Source organism: Streptomyces zaehneri (assembly GCF_032248645.1).
GTDB lineage: Bacteria > Actinomycetota > Actinomycetes > Streptomycetales > Streptomycetaceae > Streptomyces > Streptomyces coriariae.
Window position 1 is genome coordinate 174787 of sequence record NZ_JASTTJ010000019.1, and the last position, 16619, is coordinate 191405.

General features: G+C 70.3%; 24 protein-coding genes and 2 tRNA genes. All 26 read right to left on the reverse strand.

Translation table 11 applies throughout. The features are described from left to right. Positions 1-42: 42 nt before the first annotated feature. The 26 genes from QQM72_RS28295 to QQM72_RS28420 all read right to left on the reverse strand — a co-directional run bounded on the left by QQM72_RS28295 (position 43) and on the right by QQM72_RS28420 (position 15818). The gene (locus QQM72_RS28295) at positions 43-1515 is read right to left on the reverse strand and encodes a ParB/RepB/Spo0J family partition protein (RefSeq protein ID WP_314223672.1); all 1473 of its coding nucleotides are present in this window, start codon (positions 1513-1515) and stop codon (positions 43-45) included. Between the two features lie 183 nt (positions 1516-1698). Beyond that, positions 1699-2031 carry a hypothetical protein gene (locus QQM72_RS28300; protein WP_314223673.1) on the reverse strand — a complete coding sequence of 111 codons (333 nt, stop codon included), beginning with the start codon at positions 2029-2031 and terminating at the stop codon, positions 1699-1701. Between the two features lie 95 nt (positions 2032-2126). Continuing rightward, the gene (locus tag QQM72_RS28305; protein ID WP_314223674.1) at positions 2127-2621 is read right to left on the reverse strand and encodes a hypothetical protein; all 495 of its coding nucleotides are present in this window, start codon (positions 2619-2621) and stop codon (positions 2127-2129) included. A gap of 54 nt (positions 2622-2675) precedes the next feature. Beyond that, positions 2676-3167, reverse strand: coding sequence for a hypothetical protein (locus QQM72_RS28310; RefSeq protein ID WP_314223675.1), 492 nt, complete (start codon positions 3165-3167; stop codon positions 2676-2678). A 148-nt stretch (positions 3168-3315) separates the two neighbouring features. Next, positions 3316-4008, reverse strand: coding sequence for a hypothetical protein (locus tag QQM72_RS28315; RefSeq protein ID WP_314223676.1), 693 nt, complete (start codon positions 4006-4008; stop codon positions 3316-3318). A gap of 59 nt (positions 4009-4067) precedes the next feature. Next, positions 4068-4307: a hypothetical protein gene (locus QQM72_RS28320; protein ID WP_210549075.1), complete on the reverse strand. Its 240-nt coding sequence runs from the start codon at positions 4305-4307 to the stop codon at positions 4068-4070. A gap of 61 nt (positions 4308-4368) precedes the next feature. Further along, positions 4369-4713, reverse strand: coding sequence for a hypothetical protein (locus QQM72_RS28325; protein ID WP_210549074.1), 345 nt, complete (start codon positions 4711-4713; stop codon positions 4369-4371). A gap of 167 nt (positions 4714-4880) precedes the next feature. Further along, positions 4881-5579 (reverse strand): hypothetical protein, encoded by a 699-nt coding sequence (locus tag QQM72_RS28330; protein WP_314223677.1) that lies wholly within the window; start codon positions 5577-5579, stop codon positions 4881-4883. A 162-nt stretch (positions 5580-5741) separates the two neighbouring features. Further along, positions 5742-6608, reverse strand: coding sequence for a hypothetical protein (locus QQM72_RS28335; RefSeq protein WP_314223703.1), 867 nt, complete (start codon positions 6606-6608; stop codon positions 5742-5744). 170 nt (positions 6609-6778) lie between these two features. Beyond that, a complete protein-coding gene (locus QQM72_RS28340) occupies positions 6779-7054 on the reverse strand; it encodes a hypothetical protein (RefSeq protein ID WP_314223678.1) in 276 nt (91 codons plus the stop codon). Between the two features lie 115 nt (positions 7055-7169). After that, a complete protein-coding gene (locus QQM72_RS28345; protein ID WP_314223679.1) occupies positions 7170-7469 on the reverse strand; it encodes a hypothetical protein in 300 nt (99 codons plus the stop codon). A 39-nt stretch (positions 7470-7508) separates the two neighbouring features. Next, positions 7509-7577: transfer RNA gene (locus QQM72_RS28350), tRNA-OTHER, on the reverse strand. 36 nt (positions 7578-7613) lie between these two features. Then, positions 7614-8045 carry a hypothetical protein gene (locus QQM72_RS28355; RefSeq protein WP_314223680.1) on the reverse strand — a complete coding sequence of 144 codons (432 nt, stop codon included), beginning with the start codon at positions 8043-8045 and terminating at the stop codon, positions 7614-7616. Between the two features lie 32 nt (positions 8046-8077). Further along, positions 8078-8151: transfer RNA gene (locus QQM72_RS28360), tRNA-Ile, on the reverse strand. 214 nt (positions 8152-8365) lie between these two features. After that, positions 8366-8977: a hypothetical protein gene (locus QQM72_RS28365; protein WP_314223681.1), complete on the reverse strand. Its 612-nt coding sequence runs from the start codon at positions 8975-8977 to the stop codon at positions 8366-8368. A 10-nt stretch (positions 8978-8987) separates the two neighbouring features. Then, positions 8988-9188, reverse strand: coding sequence for a hypothetical protein (locus tag QQM72_RS28370; protein WP_216586702.1), 201 nt, complete (start codon positions 9186-9188; stop codon positions 8988-8990). Continuing rightward, the gene (locus QQM72_RS28375) at positions 9185-9895 is read right to left on the reverse strand and encodes a hypothetical protein (RefSeq protein ID WP_314223682.1); all 711 of its coding nucleotides are present in this window, start codon (positions 9893-9895) and stop codon (positions 9185-9187) included. Before QQM72_RS28375 ends, QQM72_RS28370 begins: the two co-directional genes overlap by 4 nt. A gap of 49 nt (positions 9896-9944) precedes the next feature. Then, entirely contained in the window at positions 9945-10316 is a 372-nt protein-coding gene (locus tag QQM72_RS28380; RefSeq protein ID WP_314223683.1) for a hypothetical protein, read from the reverse strand. A 31-nt stretch (positions 10317-10347) separates the two neighbouring features. Next, positions 10348-10683 carry a hypothetical protein gene (locus QQM72_RS28385; RefSeq protein ID WP_314223684.1) on the reverse strand — a complete coding sequence of 112 codons (336 nt, stop codon included), beginning with the start codon at positions 10681-10683 and terminating at the stop codon, positions 10348-10350. Between the two features lie 67 nt (positions 10684-10750). Beyond that, positions 10751-10996: a hypothetical protein gene (locus tag QQM72_RS28390; RefSeq protein WP_314223685.1), complete on the reverse strand. Its 246-nt coding sequence runs from the start codon at positions 10994-10996 to the stop codon at positions 10751-10753. Positions 10997-11129: 133 nt separating this feature from the next. Next, entirely contained in the window at positions 11130-11942 is an 813-nt protein-coding gene (locus QQM72_RS28395; RefSeq protein WP_314223686.1) for a hypothetical protein, read from the reverse strand. A gap of 372 nt (positions 11943-12314) precedes the next feature. Then, on the reverse strand, positions 12315-12788 hold the full coding sequence (locus QQM72_RS28400) for a hypothetical protein (RefSeq protein ID WP_314223687.1): 474 nt from the start codon (positions 12786-12788) through the stop codon (positions 12315-12317). Then, entirely contained in the window at positions 12781-13269 is a 489-nt protein-coding gene (locus QQM72_RS28405; RefSeq protein WP_314223688.1) for a hypothetical protein, read from the reverse strand. Before QQM72_RS28405 ends, QQM72_RS28400 begins: the two co-directional genes overlap by 8 nt. A gap of 251 nt (positions 13270-13520) precedes the next feature. Continuing rightward, the gene (locus QQM72_RS28410) at positions 13521-14696 is read right to left on the reverse strand and encodes a DUF932 domain-containing protein (RefSeq protein WP_314223689.1); all 1176 of its coding nucleotides are present in this window, start codon (positions 14694-14696) and stop codon (positions 13521-13523) included. Between the two features lie 117 nt (positions 14697-14813). Then, positions 14814-15377 carry a hypothetical protein gene (locus QQM72_RS28415; RefSeq protein WP_314223690.1) on the reverse strand — a complete coding sequence of 188 codons (564 nt, stop codon included), beginning with the start codon at positions 15375-15377 and terminating at the stop codon, positions 14814-14816. A 69-nt stretch (positions 15378-15446) separates the two neighbouring features. Then, positions 15447-15818: a hypothetical protein gene (locus tag QQM72_RS28420; protein ID WP_314223691.1), complete on the reverse strand. Its 372-nt coding sequence runs from the start codon at positions 15816-15818 to the stop codon at positions 15447-15449. Positions 15819-16619: the final 801 nt, after the last annotated feature.

Genomic DNA, 16619 nt, shown 5'->3' on the forward strand with positions numbered 1-16619 from the left:
CGGGCACGGGCGTGCCCGGCCGGGGCTTGCGGGGAGGGTCGGTCAGGCGGCGGTGTCCGGCCGGTGGCGGGCGACCGCCTCGTCCTCGACCTCGGACAGCCGGTAGCTGCCGTTGTCGTCCTGACCGAGCGCTTCGAGGAGCAGCAGGTAGCGGGCCTGCCGCACGTTGAGGTTTGACCACGTCTTGGGCTCGCGGATGTCGTGCTCGCAGGCAGCGGCGACGTGCGCGAACAGCGCGTTGACGACGCGTGCCTTGGGCAGCTGCGCTGCTGTCTCCGCCAGGTCCGCGTGCTCGGGCTCCTTGATGCCCAGGAAGCGGGCGACGGTCTCGGACTCGTGCTTGTCGGTCCACGAGCTGTAGAAGTACGGGACGGTGAGCACGACCTCCTGCGCGAAGACGCGGGCCGCATCCGGAAGGGTCTTCTGGCGCACGAGCCGGGCGACAAAGTCCTGACGGGGACCGGCGGCGGCCTTCCACGCCCGGTTGCAGGCGATGACCTTACGGCGCTCCTCCGCCCGCTGCTCGTCCTCCTCCGTCCTGGGCTTCTTCGGCTGCGGGCGGACCTTGTGACCGTGCGCGGCCGGGTCGGAGCAGTGCCACACGGGCTGGTGCTCGTCGTCGAGCCGGGCACTGTGGCCGGGGCAGTTCTTGTGGTTGTCCTCGGTGAGCGGATTGCCCAGCCCGGTGGTCAGCTCGGCCAGCGGCTTGGACGTGTCCTTCTGCCCCCAGCTCGGCTGCCCCAGCAGCGGGATGTCCGCCTTCTTGAGGTCTTCCTCGGCCTTGGTCCGGGCGGCGGCGTCGTCCTGCTCGGCCTTGAGCAGCGCCATCTCCTGGTCCCAGTGGCCGCGCCCGCCGTTGCCCTCCTCGTGGTCGCGCCCCAGCGCTCGCAGCAGACGGCGCTCCGCGCCGGGCACGTGCTCGACCTCGGCGAGCTGGGCGGTCTGCTCCAGGTCCATTCCTCCGGCCGTTGCCCGGCGAAGGGTGGCGTCGTCGAGCTTCTGCGCCGTCTTGGCATGCTTGGCCGCGTTGCGGCTGACGCCGAGAGCCCTGGTGGCCTGGCTTCGTTCGACGTCGCTCATGTCGATCAGGGACAGCTCCTGCGACTTCAGGATGTCGCGCTCGCTCATCCCCTCGCGGTGCTTGTTCTCGACCAGGGACAGGAACCGGGTCCAGCCGTCACGGCCGACCAGGTCTTCCCGCACGTGCGCCTTGATCCTGCGCACCGGGCGGCCGTCCTGTTCGGCGGTGTCGTTGGCGATCTTCTGTGCCTGCGCGCGCCGCCAGCCCTTGAATGCGCCGTACGTGCCGTCGGGCCGGGGCCGGACACTGATGGTCTCCTCGACACCGATCTCCTTGACGGAGGCGATCAGCTCCTCGTCCGGTTCGGTGTCGGTTTCGCGGGCGTTCTGCTCGTCACGCACCACCTGAGCCGGGTCGAGCAGGACGATCTGCGGCGCGTCTTCCTCCTCGTGCGTGACGGGTTCGGTGGGCTGGGTCGAGACGGCGGTGGCCATGGGGCTCTCCTTCTCCTTGCCTGTTCGGCGAATTGGGGCGGTTGGGGCGTCGCTCCCTCGCTTCAAATACAATAATAGTGTGTTTCTGTATGAGGGCTAGATACCCTCTGACCCGCGAAAACGTGGCTTCTTGCGGGTGTCTGAGGTGCTCCGCGCGGCGGTCTCGGCCGACGAGTCCCGGCCTCAGCTCAGGTCGTGCACGACGTGCCAGCACGGACCGGACAAGACCGTGAGCCCCAGGTTCCCCATCTGCTCAAGCAAGGCGTCGTCCCACCCGGCGCTGACCGGGAGAGAGGGAACTGCCCGGTACGTGTTGGGTCCGAGCTGCTCGTAGCCCGCTCCGAGAACGATGTGCTCGTCGTCGCCGACCGTGAACAACTGCACGCGCACGTCGGCAGAGTTCCTGCTGGCGGGGCGGTGTGCCTGGGCTCGCAGCGACTCGTCCAGCGCTTCCTGCTGCCGGGGCGGCGCGACCACGACGCCATAGACGGCGTAGACGGAGTGGGACACGGACATGGTTCAACCTCTCTGGCTCGGGGGCCGGTTCGGCGTGCGGGCGCGGCCGGCCGGAGCGGACGGGCACGGTGGCAGCGCTCGGGGCATCGTGGCGCTCACGTGGCGCGCGGGTGCCGGCTGCGCGTGCGGGCGGCCCGGATCTCCGCGTCGAAGTCCGGGTACTGCCTCGACGTCGACGGCAGCAGCGCGTTGCGGACGTCCATGGCCCGGGTGAGAACCCCCAGTTGCGCAGGAGACAGCACCCAGGGGCCCCGCTCGTCGGCGTCCAGGACGGACAGCAGGTCCTCGGCGGTGCCGACGTCCTCAGCCTGTCGGAACACCGGGTGTGTCCGGTTGACCCGCAGTGCGAGGCTCAGGCTGGCTCCCAGGTGCGGGGCGTAGCAGCGCCGGTCGGGGGTGATCACCTGGTGGCCGTGGGGCACGGTGAGGATCTGGAGTACTCCCGCGAGCACGACGAGCCGTTCGTCGCTCTGGACGGGGAACGTCGACTCCGTCGCCGGGCTGCCGCAGGAGCGGCAGCGGTAGGTGCCAGGACTCTGGGGCTGGTAGCGGCCGATGCGGCAGACGTGGCAGAGGACCGGAACGGGCACAGTGCACCTCCGCGCGGGTCGCCCCGGGGCCGGGGCGACCGCAGGCATGGGCGGTCAGGGCGTCATGCGGGTGACGCGGGAGGTCGGCAGGTGGACGCGCAGGACGTCAGCGTGCGCGGGCGGGTCGAGTGCCGCGAGCCGGTGGAGCGCTTCGGACAGCTTCGGGTCCGCGAAGTCCTCCTCGGCCTCCGCTGCTTCGCCGACCGGCACCATGCGCGCCGTGGTCTCGGTGTGCCTGAGGTCCGGCACATCCTCGGTGGGCGTGAGAGCCGCGATGAACGGGCTCCAGCCCACGGACATCCCGCCGCCCGTGCGCTGCTCCGTCGTCGTGAAGTACGCGGCCACGGCCTGCGGTCCGTCGCCCGGCTGCTCGTCGGCGAAGGCTCGGACGCGGTCGGCGACAACCTGCCGCCATCCCTGCTCCGCCGCCTGGTCGGCGACGGTGGCCAGCGTGTCCAGGGTCTTGGGCGGCAGATCGCGGAGCGCGGCGCGCATCAGGGGCGTGGTCGGCTCGGCCAGCAGCGCGGCCAGTTCCTCGTGTTTCATCGCCGGTGTCCTTCCGTGGCGTGGCGGTGAGGGGGCCCGTACGGCGGGGTGGTGGCCCCGCCGTACGGGGTGTTCCGCAGGACCAACAACATTAATAATAGTGTCTTTTGGGGTGAGGTGAACCCACCCCTGACCTGCGGTTTTACGGCTAGTCGTGCTCTCGGCGGGGCGGTAGCGGGAAGGTGCGCCGGGGGTCCATGCGTACGCAGCGTTCGCAGTAGGCCGTGACGCGATTGGCGGTGCACTCGCCCCACTGGCACTCGAAGCGCTCGCGTGGCCCGCAGATCAGGCACCGCCACAGCGTGATCCCGTGCAGCTCGCACGGCTCGTAGCGCCTGCGCGCGGGCAGCAACTCCAGGGCGGGGCGGGGGCGTTCGAGGCGGGAGGCGTCGGCGGCCGGGAACGACTCGTCGCCGTCGCGTATCCAGCGGGGCGACAGCTGGGTGTACCGCTCGGGCGTGGTGTAGTACGGCTGCCCGGCCGGGCTGAACACCATGGCCAGATGTCCGCCGGAGATCAGGGTCTCCAGCCGGTCATGGCTGAACTCGCCGCGCAGGGACAGCATTTCGTCCTGGCGCAGGCTCCAGGCGTACCCGTACCGGCGCAGGATCCGGCGCTCGGTGGCGGCCGGGCCCGTCTGGGTGGCGTCGAGCTCCTCGACGGCCTCGATCGCGGCCGTCGGGTTGGCGGTCAGCTCGCGTACCGCGTCCTCGGCGGCTGTGGCGGTGGGATGGCTGCCGAGGGTGTACCCGTGGAGCTGGTCCGCGACCTGGTGGCGTCCGTCGTGCTCGGTGGCGGCGTACCGGACGGGCCGTTGCGGCTGGGTGCGGCGTCGGGGCATGGCGGAACTCCATCTGCGCAAGGGGCGGGAGGTGGCGGCGGAGGCCGGCCGGGCGGCGGTCACCTCCTGGGCAGCGGCCTGTATGCGGAGAAGACGTAGTGGCCCAGCTCGCGCAGCATGCCGGCGGTGCCGTCCACGGCCGCGGGGTCGTGGTCGGCCTGGCGGGTGTACGCCTCGATCTCGCTGTTCCAGGCGAACCCCTGGGCGGCAAGGGACTGTTCGGTGACGGGCGTGAGGTCGTCAGAGGACTCGGGGGCGGCGACGAGTCCGTGGGCGGGGTCGGGTACGACGAGAAACACCGGGGCCTCCTTCCATGTGGGCCGCCCGGGCGGGCGGCCCACGGGCGGGGTGGATGGGTGGTCAGCGGGTGACGGTGACGGTGTAGTCGGCGTCCAGGACGGCGAGCGCGGCACGGATGGACGCGCGGGTCTCCGCGCTCGGCACCGAGTAGGGGAAGTCCAGGGCGAGCACCGCGTCGTCCAGGTCGTCGTCGGTCATCGGCAGCGTGTATCCGCTGCGGTAGAGGGCGACGGCGGTCGCCGTGGCGACACGGACGCGGTTGTAGGCGATGGCCTCCCCGGCCGTGACGTCGGTGCCCAGCGCTTCGCGCGCGGTGGGCGGCAGTTCCGCGATTCCGGCGGCGAACCGGCGGCCGGGAATGCGGATACGTGCCGGTCGCAGGGCGCGGCGCAGCGTTCGAAGCATGGCAACTCCTGGGGCTGGAAGGGGGAAGGGGGCCGTCACCTGGTGATTGAGGTGGGGCAGGTGACGGCGGCTCTCGGCTCACTACTAATAATAGTGTGAGTTGGGAGGGTGTGAACCCACCCCTGACCTGCACAAACGGGGAATCGGGCGAGCCCGTGCGCGGTACGTCAGAGCTGCGGGGCGTGCGCGGCCAGGGACTTCGGTGCCGCGCTGGTGTAGATGCCCTCCAGGCCCGACGGGGCGATCAGGCCCCAGGTGAAGGTGTCGGTGTCGGCGTAGAACTGCCCGCGCCGGGGGTGCGGCGGGGCAAAGGCGCGCAGGGCGCCGACGCCGTAGACCTCCAGCGTGCCGTCGAGCAACGCGTCGCGCTGCTCCCCGGATACCTCCGGTCCGTACTTGTCGAACTGCTCGTCGCCGACGACGGCGAAGACGGGGCTGAGGTCATCCTCGATGGGGCCGAACATGCTGCGCCAGTGGGCGAGGTCGGCCATGGCCTCCGCGCGGCTGGTGCGGGTGCTGCGGTAGCTCACACCATCGCGGTGGTCGGCGAACTCGTCCGTGTCGTACAGCCACGCCTCGAACTGGTGCTCCGTGTACATCCCGATGCCGTTGTGGCGGCGGCGCAGGAACCCGAAGGGCTCGCCGTCGACCGTCACGGGGTGGCGTTCCGTGCAGAACTCGCAGGTGACGCCGACGTGGCGCAGGAAGCGTTGCAGGCGGGGGAAGCGGGCGAATCGGGTGGCGCAGTTGCAGCAGGTGTACACCTCCCAGCGGGAGGGGCTGGCGACCGTGTCGTGGTGGCACTGCGGGCACTGGTAGGCCTTGTTGCTGTACCAGTCGATGACCGGCGTCAAGTTCCCTTGCACGGCGAACTCCTGGGGTGGGAATCGGGGGGAGGGGGCGGGCCGTCGCCCCGGAGGGCGTGGTGTCGGCGTGGCGACGGCCCGGGCTCACTATTCATAATAGTGTGAGCTGGGTTGGTGTGAACCCCCGTCTGGCCTGCTGGTTTACGGTGTCGGCCGGGGCTTTCAGCGGTGGGCCGACGGCGGGAGGTCCGGTCCGAGGTCCGGCGGAACGCAGTAGTCGACGTCCGATTCCGGGGAAACGAGATCGCCGGTGTCAGCGTCCGTGCAATACGCGTCGAAGACCTCGCCTGCGGTGAGGGGTTCGAACTCGCCCGTGCGCAGCCGCCAGCCGTAGACCCGGTCCGGGGAGCTCGGGGCGGAACTCCGAATGACCAGCCCGCCGGGACTCCGGGTCGCCAGACCGAGGGCGAGAACGGTGGTGAACTCGAGGGCCTCGGCCTCGTCGAGCTGACACGCGCCGTCCGGGTCCGTATCCGCGTGGAGAACGGCGACCAGGGTTTCCGGTGCAGCCGAGACGCTGCAGACGAGGTGCCGCTTGCCCGGCCGGGCCGCGTCGAGGATGCGAGCCAGCAGGCCCGATGCCCGGGCGAAGGCCGTCCGGCCGATGTCCTCGCCACAACAGGCGCAGGCCCCGAGCCGGGCCAGGAGCGTGGAGGCGTACTCCCAGGTGGCCTGCCGGACGGCTTCGTCGACCAGGGCCGGGATCAGGTCGGCCAGGGGCTGGTCGTCGTACGGGATGGCCGGGCCCGTGGCGGCGAGTTGGGCAGTGAATCGGGCGCGGCTCGACGGACTGTCGGGGTCGAGGCCGGTGTCGGCACAGAAGTCGGCGTACTCCTCCGGGTCGAAGAGGGCAACCGTGGTGGGGGCACCCTGGGAGGCGCGGCTGCTGAGAAGGTCTTCGAACGCTTTCAGGTAGGTCTCGAAGTCGGCGAAGGCGAAGGTGCGGTAGTGCCGCATGGCGCGAAAGTCGTGCTCGTCGGCGAGCAGGCCGATGGTGCCGGCTACTTCGCGGCGCAGCGCGCGCCGCATGGTGTGGTGGTCGGTGTGCGCCGTGTTGCCCGCCGCGTGCGACAGGCGCTCGGGGGACTGGGGTGCGTGGGTCACGTGCGCGCCTTTCTCGTGGGTGGGTTGAAGGGAACCGCTCGTGCCCGGCCGGGCGGCGGGAACTCGCGGCCTGCGCTGGCCGGTCGCCGGGGACGTCATGAGGTGGTGGTCCACAGCGGATAGCCGGACCGGATCTCGACGTGCCAGCCGCGTCCCTGGAATACGGGCGTGTACGGGTCGCCGCAGTGCTCGGTGACCATGGAGCTCACCGCTCGCGTGAACTCGTGGCCCGTGAGCTCGGAGGCGTTCTCGACCGTCACGCACGGCTCGGCGGCCGTGATCGAGGGACCCATGCCGGTGGGCGGGTAGTTGTACCCGAACATCTGGCCGTCGGCGTTGATCGTGTGGAACATCCACTCGCACCGCTTCATGGGGGCCTTCCTGACACAGGGGCGGACTCTCCGCCTTACAACGTCAATAATAGTGTCTTTTGTGTGAGTGGGAACCCTCCCCTGACCTGCGGTTTCGTTGCCCGGTCTGCTCGGATCACCGTCCGTCGTGGGCGTCGGCACGGCTGGGGCTCCAGTGCATTCCGTCGGCGGCGAGTGAGGCATCCATGGGCACGGTCCCCTGAAAGTGACGGTCGTTCGGTTCGTCGTCCTGGGCGTGGGCGTCGGTCCACTCGTCGGCGGCCTGCTCGGCACCGAGGGCGCGGAGCAGGCCGGTCAGGGCGTCGACTTCGGTGCATCCGAGGCTGGCGGCGACGTCGGACGTGATGACGGTGGTGCACCATGCGTCGGTGAACGCGTGGGCGACGTCGGCCGGGATGCTGACGGTGTCGGCCATCGTGTGCTCCCGTGAGCGGTCAGGCGGGTGCGATGTGCGTGCCTGCGAGGGGATTTGAACCCCTGACCACCCACAAGTGGAGCCGCTCTACCGCTGAGCTACGCAGGCTTGGGGCCGCCGGTGCGGCGGCCGGGTGACGGTGGGTCAGCGTCCGGCGATCTCGCGCAGCCGCTTCAAGGCGGTGGGCGCGTCGACGTACCAGAACGTCTCGCTGGGCCTCAGGCCGAGAGCCTTGGCGGCAACGTCACAGATCAGGCGGCGCTCCTCGCCTCGCTCCGCGTAGACGCTGGCGAGCGTCTCGTACTCGTCGCCGTCGTCGTCCGTGCCGGTGACCTCTGTCTGCTCCTCGCTGGGCAGGGATACGAGCGTCCAGCCGGTGAGGTGCGCCGTCCATCCGGCCGCGCACAGTTGGGAACCGCACGCCGGAGCCTCCTCGGGGGGCAGTCGGAGGGCCTCGGGCAGATACGCCCAGTTGTCCATGTTGAAGACGTTGGGCTGCGCCTCGATGGCGCTCAGGACGGCAGACGCCACGGCGGCGGGCGTCTCGGGCTTGGGGGTTACCTCGGTGTCGGTCATCACAACTCCAGTCATGGGGAACGGCGTTGGAGTAGTGCTGGCGGGACTCGAACCCGCAACCTCAGGACTTATAAGATCCGCGCTCTACCAACTGAGCTACAGCACCTCGGTGTTCGGTTATCGGGGGCCGCGCCCCTCGGTCTGGTCGGGCGGGGCGCGGCCCTGCTCTGGGGGCCGGGCTGGGGGAGCCGTCTCGGCTGCCAGGTCTGTCGGGGGAGTGCCTGCGGAGGCCGGGCGGGAACCGGTGGGCGTCAACCGCTCTCGATATCTAATAATAGTGTCTTTACGTTGAGGGGGAACCCGCCCCTGACCTGCGCTTCTTACTCCTGTGACGCCTGGGCGAACGCGGCCAGCATGGCAATCACGGAGCTGGGGCGCCCGGACGCTTCGGCCTGCACCCCCTCGCCGGAGGGGCCGACCAGCACGGTGACGCTGTCGACCTGGACGGGGCCGCGCTCGCCGGGCGGCCTGGTGTCGTGCTGCCAGATGATCCGGGTGCGCCGGTACTGCTCGTCGATCCGGGCCCCGGGGAGTGCGCCGGCCACGGCTTCGGCGACGGCGCGGCGGCTGCTCTCCTCCGCCTCCTGCCGTGCGGCGATTTCGGCGGCCTGCTGCGCGGCCTCGGCGTGCAGGGGATACAGCCGCCGGGTGATCTCACGGGCCACGTGGCGGGCGCTGCGGGCTGTGACCCCGATCGACGGTGCGATCATCTTGGTCTCGTCCGGCAGTGCGGCGTGGATCTTCAAGCGGTCAGGGTGGCGGTCGTCGGGCTGGCACAGGCGCAGGGCGCGGCCGTCTCCGTCGACGATGAGCCGTCCCAAACCGCCCTCGTAGTCGGTGAGTTCGGCCGTACGGCAGTGCGTACCCAGCTCCCGCGCCACTTCGTCGGCGAACGCGTTGAACTGCTCCTGTGTAATCAACTCGCGTGTCATGGCGCTCTGTTCACTCCTTCGGATGGCTGGGGGGTGTGCTCGGGGCGGGGTTCCGCGCGCCCTGGTCGCGGATCTCGGCATCGCGGCGGGCGTCCTCGGCGGTGTATCCGGTGTCGCACCATGCGTGGCACAGCTGGCCTGGGGGTGCGCCGCACGTCTCGCACCGGTCGTCGAAGTCCTCCGGGCGCCATGGGCGCAGCTGGCCGCTCACGCGGGGCTCTCCCGGATGTGGTCGGCCAGAGCGCGGGCGGACATGACGGGGCTCTGGTGGGGCGGGGCGGCGCGGACGGCCCGCCACAGATTCGACGGCTGCCACGGGTCGAAGTCGATTCCGGCGACGGGCCGGATGGACCACTGGCGGCCGCGGGGGCCGGTGACGGTGTACGTCAGACGCCGTGGGGTGGCCCGGCGTCCGTTGTCCTCCCAGGAAAGGCCGGCGGCCGTGAGCGCGCTGCCCAGCTCGTTGCGGCGCGACCGGGTGATGTGCTCGAACTCGGCCGGGATCAGGTGGAAGTCGGCCATGTCGTGGCCCCGCCACTCCTCCTCGTGGCCGTCCTCGCGGGTGACGACATACACGCAGGCCTGCTGCTGGAGGGGGCGGCCTCCCCACGTCCATACGCGCTGGGAACTGGTGACCTCCCACACGCCCTCAGGGCTGCGCAGCTGCTCACCCACCCGGAGCGGACGGGGCGGCTGGGTGTGGAAGCTGCGGGGGCCGGGCGTCAGACCGTTGTCCTTGAGATCGGCGCACTGCGAGCACATCCATGCGGTCTCGCCGTGAAGCCGGTGGATGGCCCAGCAGTCGGTGTAGCAGGTCGAGCACACGAACCGGCAGTCCGCAGAGGCGAGGACCGTTGCCATGTACGTCAAGCGGGGCAAGCGGCTGATGACCATGCCGAAGTGGCGTCCGACGGACACGGTTTCTCCTTCCAGGGGGGTGAGCGACGCGAGCGGCCTGCCGGACGGGTCAGGGTGCGGCGGTCCACAGAGGGAGGCCGGTGGTGGTGCGGGCGCTGATGCCGGGGCGCTCGGGCACCTCGCGGTAGTCGGACACCTTCACGTAGCCGCCCCGTTCGGTGTCGAGGCGGACCGGGGCGCCCTCCCATTCCCACTGCTCGATGAGTTCCGCGGGGAGGTTCTCGACGTTGTCGGCCTCGACCTGTACGGCCCACGCGGTCAGCTCCTCGCCGTACTCCCGCCGCCACTCCCGCAGAACGGTGAAGAGGTGGGCGAAGTCGCCGACCAGGGCCAGGGCGCGCGCCTGGTCGGGGGCGGGGTCCTCGGCGTAGGTCGGCGCATCGGGGCGGGTGCGCTCACCGAGGCTCATCAGCCAACGCATGATCGGGGCTCCTGTCTTCGGTGTCGGATGGTCACGCGGCGGTACGGGCGGGTGCGTTGCCCATGTAGGCGGTGTCGATCTCGTCGGGCCACTCGCAGTCGACGCACGGGAGGCGCTCGCACCACCGCCAGTCGTGGCCGTGGGGGCAGCGGGGCGCCCGGTAGGTGACGTGCACGACGGCCGAGTACGTGAAGTGCGCGTGGTCGACCGGGTCGGCGTACTGGTGGCGGACGGAGTTGGAGTCGTCGAGGTGCTCGGTGACGGTGGAGACGGTGACCTCGTGGCGTGTGTTGTCGAGGTCGGTGGTGATGTAGCGGTCGCCGGTTTCGAGGGTGCGGGCGTACTGCCGGCCGGTACTCAGGGCCATCTCGGGAGCCTTCGTGGTCAAGCGCCCCCGGGATCACGGGCTGAGCGTGTGGGCGAGGGGCGGTGGGTCAGGGGCGGCCGGACGGCTCGGGCTTGCGGTAGCGGTAGAGGAACCGCGCGGCCCACGTGCGGCTGGTGAAGCCGGGGATGCCGCCGCCGCTGCCGGGGCGGTTGCCGGGAAACTCGGCCACCCACGCGCAGACGCCGTTCGGGTCGTGCCAGACGACTCCGTAACAGGTGCTGCGATCTTGACGGTCAAGAACCCGGCGGCCGAACGAGCCGGTGTTGGCGGCGAACGTGAACTGCTCGGTCACGGCGGCTCCTTCAGTCCGGGGCGGGTGCGAGAGGGGGCGGGGCAGGACCAGTGACGCCCCCTCTCGCACTTCCAATAATAGTGTTTCTAGGGTGAGTGTGAACCCGCCCCTGACCTGCGCTTTCCTCCGTCTGTCAGGGGGTGCCGACCAGGGCCGGGCGGCGGCCGCGCGGGCGCCTGCGCTGCTGGGCACGCAGGGAGTCGGCTTCCTCCTGGGCGCGGCGCGCGCGCTCGTGCTCCTCGGCGGCCGCGCTGACGCAGTAGGGGGCCCACCACTGCAACCCCCTGATCTTCTGGGTCAGTGAGTCGGGGCGGTCGGCCAGCATCAGCAGCAGGACCGGGTCCGGGGAGAAAGAGAGCCACCGTGCGGCGGTCCGCCATGCGGCCTCGGCGGCCTTCCGCTCCGGGAGCGCGGTACGGGCCTCGCGCTCCAGGCGGACGGCTTCGGCCTGGTGGTAGGAGGCGGACCAGGTGAGGAAGCGCAGCAGGCCGGGGGTGTCACGCTGCCGTGAGGCCTCCAGGATCGCGGGCAGGTCGGCGCGCTGCGCGACGTGCTCGGCGCAGCCGCGCAGGACGGCGGTGAGTACCGCTTCCGTCTTCTCCGACGGCGGGTGATCAGCGGCGGACGACAGCGGATATACCGAGACCCCGGGGCGGCCGGTGCTGTCGCGGTAGAAGGTCAGGCTGCCGTGGTAGCCGGTGCGGCCGCGGGCGAGCCGCGGGAGGTCCTCGTCGGGAGCGGTGGTCTTGAAGGCGTTCACGGGGCCGAGACAGGCGCGGACGGCGGTGAACTGGTCCCAGCGGTGAGGGTCGGTGGTGCCGGTGACGTGCACGCTGCCGCGCATCGCCCCGCCCAGCTCGAACACGACGGCGTCGTCCTCGCGGGGGCCGGCGGTGGCGCGCACGGGGCCGGCGGGCGTGTCGATGGTCAGGATCGGACTGGTCATGGGCTGCGACTCCTCGGGACTCGACCGGGTGGGCTGAGGGGGCGTGCCGCCCCGCACTCGCCGAAGGGGAGGGTGCGGGCGCGGGGCGGCAGTCGGCCAGTGGCGCGCTGGCCGGGGCGGCCGTCCACGCCCCCGTACCGGGGGAGGGGCGTGGACGGCGTCTGCGGGGGTTACTCCTTCGGCGGCTTGTGTCGGCGGAGGTTGCCCCGGTCGGTCAGGCTGGGGCGGCGGCCACAGGGACAGTCCGCGTAGCGGCGGCCGTGCATCTTGAAGAACTTCTCGCCGAGTGCATGGCCGTTGACCTGCTCGATCGTGCCGGAAACCGGCTTGGTGTTGGTGCAGTAGCCGTCCGGCGTGACGGCGGCTTGTCGCTCATGAGCGCTCCTCGGCGGTCCCGTGGGGGCGGTGCAGGACGGGGGCGTGACAGACCACGTGCGGCGCGGCGTCGTCTGCGGGGAGGGACGTGGCGGCCTTGTGGAGTTCGGCCGTGTCCATGGGGTGCAGCCATCCGGCCCGTACCTCCCACCCGCACGTGCGTATGCCTGCGTCGGCGGTCGTGGCGACCAGGACGGCGTCACGCACGGTGCTGTTCTCCAGCGCGAACGTCAGCAGTACGAAGAACTGCACGTACTCCTCGGCGGAGTGATCCACGTGACACGATCCCGGCTCGACGGTCACGTACAGGTCGGCGCTCACCTCCGTGCCATCCGTGCGCTCGGCGTTGATGTGCAGCTCGTGGCTCCCCTCACCGATGGCCGGGAACAACGCGGTCAGCGCGTGCAGGGCGCGGCCCATGGCGGACGCCGTGGCGGCGTTGTCGGGCCGTGGGAGCTCCGGTTCAGGCATGCGGGGCCTCCTCGTCGGAGTCGGGGAGCTGGATGAGAACGGGGGCGGGGTAGACCTCGCGCTCTACGGCGGCGACGTCGGGGCACGGAATGACGGCGGCCTGGAGGTCGTCCGTGTCCATGGGGTGAAGCCACCCGTCACGCACGGACCAGCCGCACGCGCGGGGGTTGGGCTCTGCGGCCGTGGTGGCGATCAGGACGGCGCTGCGCATCGTGCTGCCCTCCAGCGCGAACACCAGCAGCATGCGCAGGGCGCAGAACTCGTCTTCGTCCAGGACGGCCAGGCGCAGCGGCTCCATGCCGATCGAGAGATCAGTTCGGCCCGTGACGAACGCGTTGTCGGTCCGCTCGGCCACGAGGTTCAGCGTGTGCTCACCGTCTCCGAGTGCCTGGAACACGGCGGAAAGGGCGGTCAGGGTGCGGCTCATGGCGGCCGCGATGGCGTCGTCTCCAGGGTGGGTGATCTCCGGGCGTGCAGACATGAGGACTCCTCACGGGGCGGGGCGGTGGGCGGTGGGCGACGGAGGCCGGCCGCACTGCGCCCCTGGGCACAACGGGCTTCTTGTGGGCGCGCGGGCGGCTCCGCCGACGCGTCGCGCTGCCGCTACGCGGCAGAGGCGGGGCGGGCGCGCTCCGCGCTCCCTGCGGGGCTGGGTCGCGCGCTCCGCGCTCTGGGACGGTCGGGCCCATGCGGGCCGGGCTGGGGGAGTTGCCCGGCCCGCACGGGGGTCTGTCAGCCGTGCGCGGCGGCGGCCGTGAGGGCGGGAACCGCGAGCGCTTCCAGGGCGGCGGCCTGGTCGGCGTCGGTGAGGGTCTGCGCGGTCGACGTGACAGCCTGCATCACGCCCCCGGCCGTCATCTGCCCACCCCGGATGAAGTGGGAAAGGATCCGGTCCTTGGCCTCGTTGCCGATGCTGAGCGACTTGGTGACGTGCTCGATGGTCTTCGTCGGCTCGTCCAGCGTCTTCCCGGCGGCGGCCTCCATCTCGTAGACCTTGGCCTCGACGTACTCCCGTGACAGGAACGTGCGCACGGCGTCGGCGGTCTTGGACGTGATCAGCTCCAGCGTCTTGCGCTGGGTCTGGCCGGACCAGGACACAACGCCCTCGTCCTGCTTGCCCCCCAGGTGCACGGCGCGCATGACGTCCTTGGTCTGAGTCAGACCGTTGCGGCACACCTGGATGACCGCGCGCGGGGTGATGGTGTACGCCCCCGAACCAACCTCGCTGTTGGTGATGACGAACCCTGCGGAGATCATCGGGAGTTCGTCACCGCTGCGGCCGTCGAACGGGGAGCGGTAGCCGCGCAGCAGGTTGCGGGCCTGGATCGCGACCGCTTCGGACTCGACGCGCACATACATGCGCCGGTCGGTGAGGTCGCACCCCGTGATCCGGGTGGGGTGCCCGGACTTCTCCACCCCGTCCAGGGCGGCCAGCAGCATGTCAAGGTTGTCCATCAGCTTGTAGCTGTCGGACAGCAGCGCGCGGGCCACGCCCTCACCGGGCATGCCGGGGCCGTTCTCGCTCCGGAACGCGCGGAGCATGAAACGGCGCTCCGGCTCCTGCCGCATCCACGCGTTGACGTTCTCGTCCAGCAGCGGGACGTTCTCCGCGCGCATGCGGCGCAGGTAGGCGAGCGGGATGCGGAGCTTGTCCGAAACCCCCTCGTCGGCAACGGCGGTCGGCCGGTAGATGCCGTCGACGGCCGTCACACCTGCCGCGCTGATCTGGGACTCCACGCCCTCGACGTGGATGTTTCCCTCACGCATCCGCAGCGCGGACGCGGAGGCGATGATGTCCAGCTTCCGGCGCTCCCCGGCTTCCAGGATGCTGACCAGGTCGGACAGGTCGGCGTTACGGGCCCCCGTGGGGGCGAGGTTCGTAGCGCGCTCGGCGTACTGCTGAGTCATGCGGTGTTCCCCTTCGCTGTTGGTCTCTGCGGGTCGGGGGGCGGAGCCACCGCCCCCCGAACAACTTCAATAATAGTGTGTTTCAGGGGTGAGTGAACCCACCCCTGACCAGCACACTTAGACCAACGGCGCTCGGAACTCGGGGAGCGGCGTCACGCTCCGCCCCCGCACGTTCGTGACGGCGGGCACCGGAATGCGGCCGATCACCTCGCACAGGTCGTAGCGGACCTCGTGCGCTCCGCCGACCGGCCCGGCCTCCGCCTTGATCGCCTGCACCCAGTAGTCCCCGTGACGCCGTGTCACGCTGCCGTGATACCTGACCTTCTGCCACAGGACCGGCCCGGAGTCCTGCGGGTCAAGGATGCGCGCCAGCGAGAGCGCAAGCTGATTCGCCACCCGCTCAGACAGCAGCAGGCCCAGGAACGCGCGGTCAACCGTCGCCCCATCGACCGGCACATCCGCCATGGCCGGGCCCGTGTGGCCGGTGCGCACACCCATGGCCCAACCCAGCTCGAAGAACGACCGGACAACGTCCAGTTGCTCGGGAGACACCCTCTGGGCGTCCGGGTCCCTCTCGCTGCGCGCCAACTCAGCCAGCGCGTAACGGGCCTGCTCCTTCTCGGCGTCCGTGAGCGGCGCTCCGACTTCCCGGGCCTGCCCTGCAATCCGCGTGTTCTCCATGGTTTCCCTTTTCCTTTCGTGATGCCGGGTGGAAGGGGGCACCCCCGGCCGGGGGTGCCCCCGCGCGGATTACCTCAGGAACCCGTTAGACCGGAGGAATTCGGCCGTGATGAGCGCGATTCCGTGGGGCTTGTAGATCTGCGGGAATCGCCGCAATTCAACTTCCATGCGCCCCGACTTGTCCGGGTCGATGAATTCCTGAACCAGCCGGTACGGCTCCTCACCCGTGGGCATTTCCAGCACGACCGGACCGGCGGCCTTGGTCTCGAACCGAATTCCGGTGTAGCTCCGGTCTGCGTTGTGCACGATCTTCACCCCTGCCCGCGCGCAAAGCAGCGGCAGGAAGTTCGCGATCGTGCGGGCCTGAACGGCAAGTTCAGTCATGGGCGCGTCTGCGCCGCGTACCCCGCGCACGATCCCGTCAGTGATCGTCAGTTCCACGTTCTTCCCCTTCGTTGGTCCCTTGCGGTTCCCGGGGGTCGCCTCCCCCAGGACTTCAAATAATAGTGTGTGTTGCGCTCGGATGGAACCCCCGTTGCGCTACGGGTTGCGCTAGATGTTGCGCCACGGTGTTGCGGTAGAGGTTGCGCTAGACGTTGCGCAACCTCCTGGGCCGTCTCCGCGTCATCCCTGCTCACCCCAACAATCCAGCCTGGTACGCCTGCTGACATCCCCTCTGCGGCCGCTGCTCCCTGCCCAAGTAGAAGAGAGAAGGGGTGGGGGGCTGGGTGTGGTCGGTGCGGCGGCGTCGGGGATCGGGGCGGGTCTGTGTCTGTGTTGCGCGTCGGCCGGGGGCCGTCGCGCGGGGTGGGGGTGGAGCCGGTCAGCGCTCACCGGTCCTCGGTCCTCGGTGGGCTGGATGGGGCATGGTCCCTCTCTCTCCCTCTCTCCTGTCCTGTCTCGTCTCCTCCGGCCTCCTGCCGGAGGCAGGCTCTCTCACTCCCTCTCGTCGGCAACGGGGCCCCGGAGGGGCCCCGTTGCCCTTTCCTGGTATTCCGTGATTTACTTTTCTTCACGGAATACCAATAAAATACCGCCCGGTTTAAGGGAATCGGAGATTCCCCCTAAACCCGCCCCAAGGAAAGGGCACATGACGAACCCTCAACCCAAACCCCAACTCCCCACCCATGCAATCAAAATCAGCACCCGAATTTGTGCCGGAGGCACAAACCCTCTCCGCCCGTCTTTTCGTGCCGGAGGCACGCAGGGTTATGGAATGGCCGGAGGCCAATTCCATAACCC

What these genes read in the sequence shown, in the direction of transcription:
- QQM72_RS28295 (WP_314223672.1), bottom strand. Translation starts at nt 1,515, where the DNA reads ATGGCCACCGCCGTCTCGACCCAGCCCACCGAACCCGTCACGCACGAG.
- QQM72_RS28300 (WP_314223673.1), bottom strand. Translation starts at nt 2,031, where the DNA reads ATGTCCGTGTCCCACTCCGTCTACGCCGTCTATGGCGTCGTGGTCGCG.
- QQM72_RS28310 (WP_314223675.1), bottom strand. Translation starts at nt 3,167, where the DNA reads ATGAAACACGAGGAACTGGCCGCGCTGCTGGCCGAGCCGACCACGCCC.
- QQM72_RS28315 (WP_314223676.1), bottom strand. Translation starts at nt 4,008, where the DNA reads ATGCCCCGACGCCGCACCCAGCCGCAACGGCCCGTCCGGTACGCCGCC.
- QQM72_RS28325 (WP_210549074.1), bottom strand. Translation starts at nt 4,713, where the DNA reads ATGCTTCGAACGCTGCGCCGCGCCCTGCGACCGGCACGTATCCGCATT.
- QQM72_RS28335 (WP_314223703.1), bottom strand. Translation starts at nt 6,608, where the DNA reads ATGCGGCGCGCGCTGCGCCGCGAAGTAGCCGGCACCATCGGCCTGCTC.
- QQM72_RS28340 (WP_314223678.1), bottom strand. Translation starts at nt 7,054, where the DNA reads ATGAAGCGGTGCGAGTGGATGTTCCACACGATCAACGCCGACGGCCAG.
- QQM72_RS28345 (WP_314223679.1), bottom strand. Translation starts at nt 7,469, where the DNA reads ATGGCCGACACCGTCAGCATCCCGGCCGACGTCGCCCACGCGTTCACC.
- QQM72_RS28355 (WP_314223680.1), bottom strand. Translation starts at nt 8,045, where the DNA reads ATGACCGACACCGAGGTAACCCCCAAGCCCGAGACGCCCGCCGCCGTG.
- QQM72_RS28365 (WP_314223681.1), bottom strand. Translation starts at nt 8,977, where the DNA reads ATGACACGCGAGTTGATTACACAGGAGCAGTTCAACGCGTTCGCCGAC.
- QQM72_RS28380 (WP_314223683.1), bottom strand. Translation starts at nt 10,316, where the DNA reads ATGCGTTGGCTGATGAGCCTCGGTGAGCGCACCCGCCCCGATGCGCCG.
- QQM72_RS28385 (WP_314223684.1), bottom strand. Translation starts at nt 10,683, where the DNA reads ATGGCCCTGAGTACCGGCCGGCAGTACGCCCGCACCCTCGAAACCGGC.
- QQM72_RS28395 (WP_314223686.1), bottom strand. Translation starts at nt 11,942, where the DNA reads ATGACCAGTCCGATCCTGACCATCGACACGCCCGCCGGCCCCGTGCGC.
- QQM72_RS28400 (WP_314223687.1), bottom strand. Translation starts at nt 12,788, where the DNA reads ATGCCTGAACCGGAGCTCCCACGGCCCGACAACGCCGCCACGGCGTCC.
- QQM72_RS28405 (WP_314223688.1), bottom strand. Translation starts at nt 13,269, where the DNA reads ATGTCTGCACGCCCGGAGATCACCCACCCTGGAGACGACGCCATCGCG.
- QQM72_RS28410 (WP_314223689.1), bottom strand. Translation starts at nt 14,696, where the DNA reads ATGACTCAGCAGTACGCCGAGCGCGCTACGAACCTCGCCCCCACGGGG.
- QQM72_RS28415 (WP_314223690.1), bottom strand. Translation starts at nt 15,377, where the DNA reads ATGGAGAACACGCGGATTGCAGGGCAGGCCCGGGAAGTCGGAGCGCCG.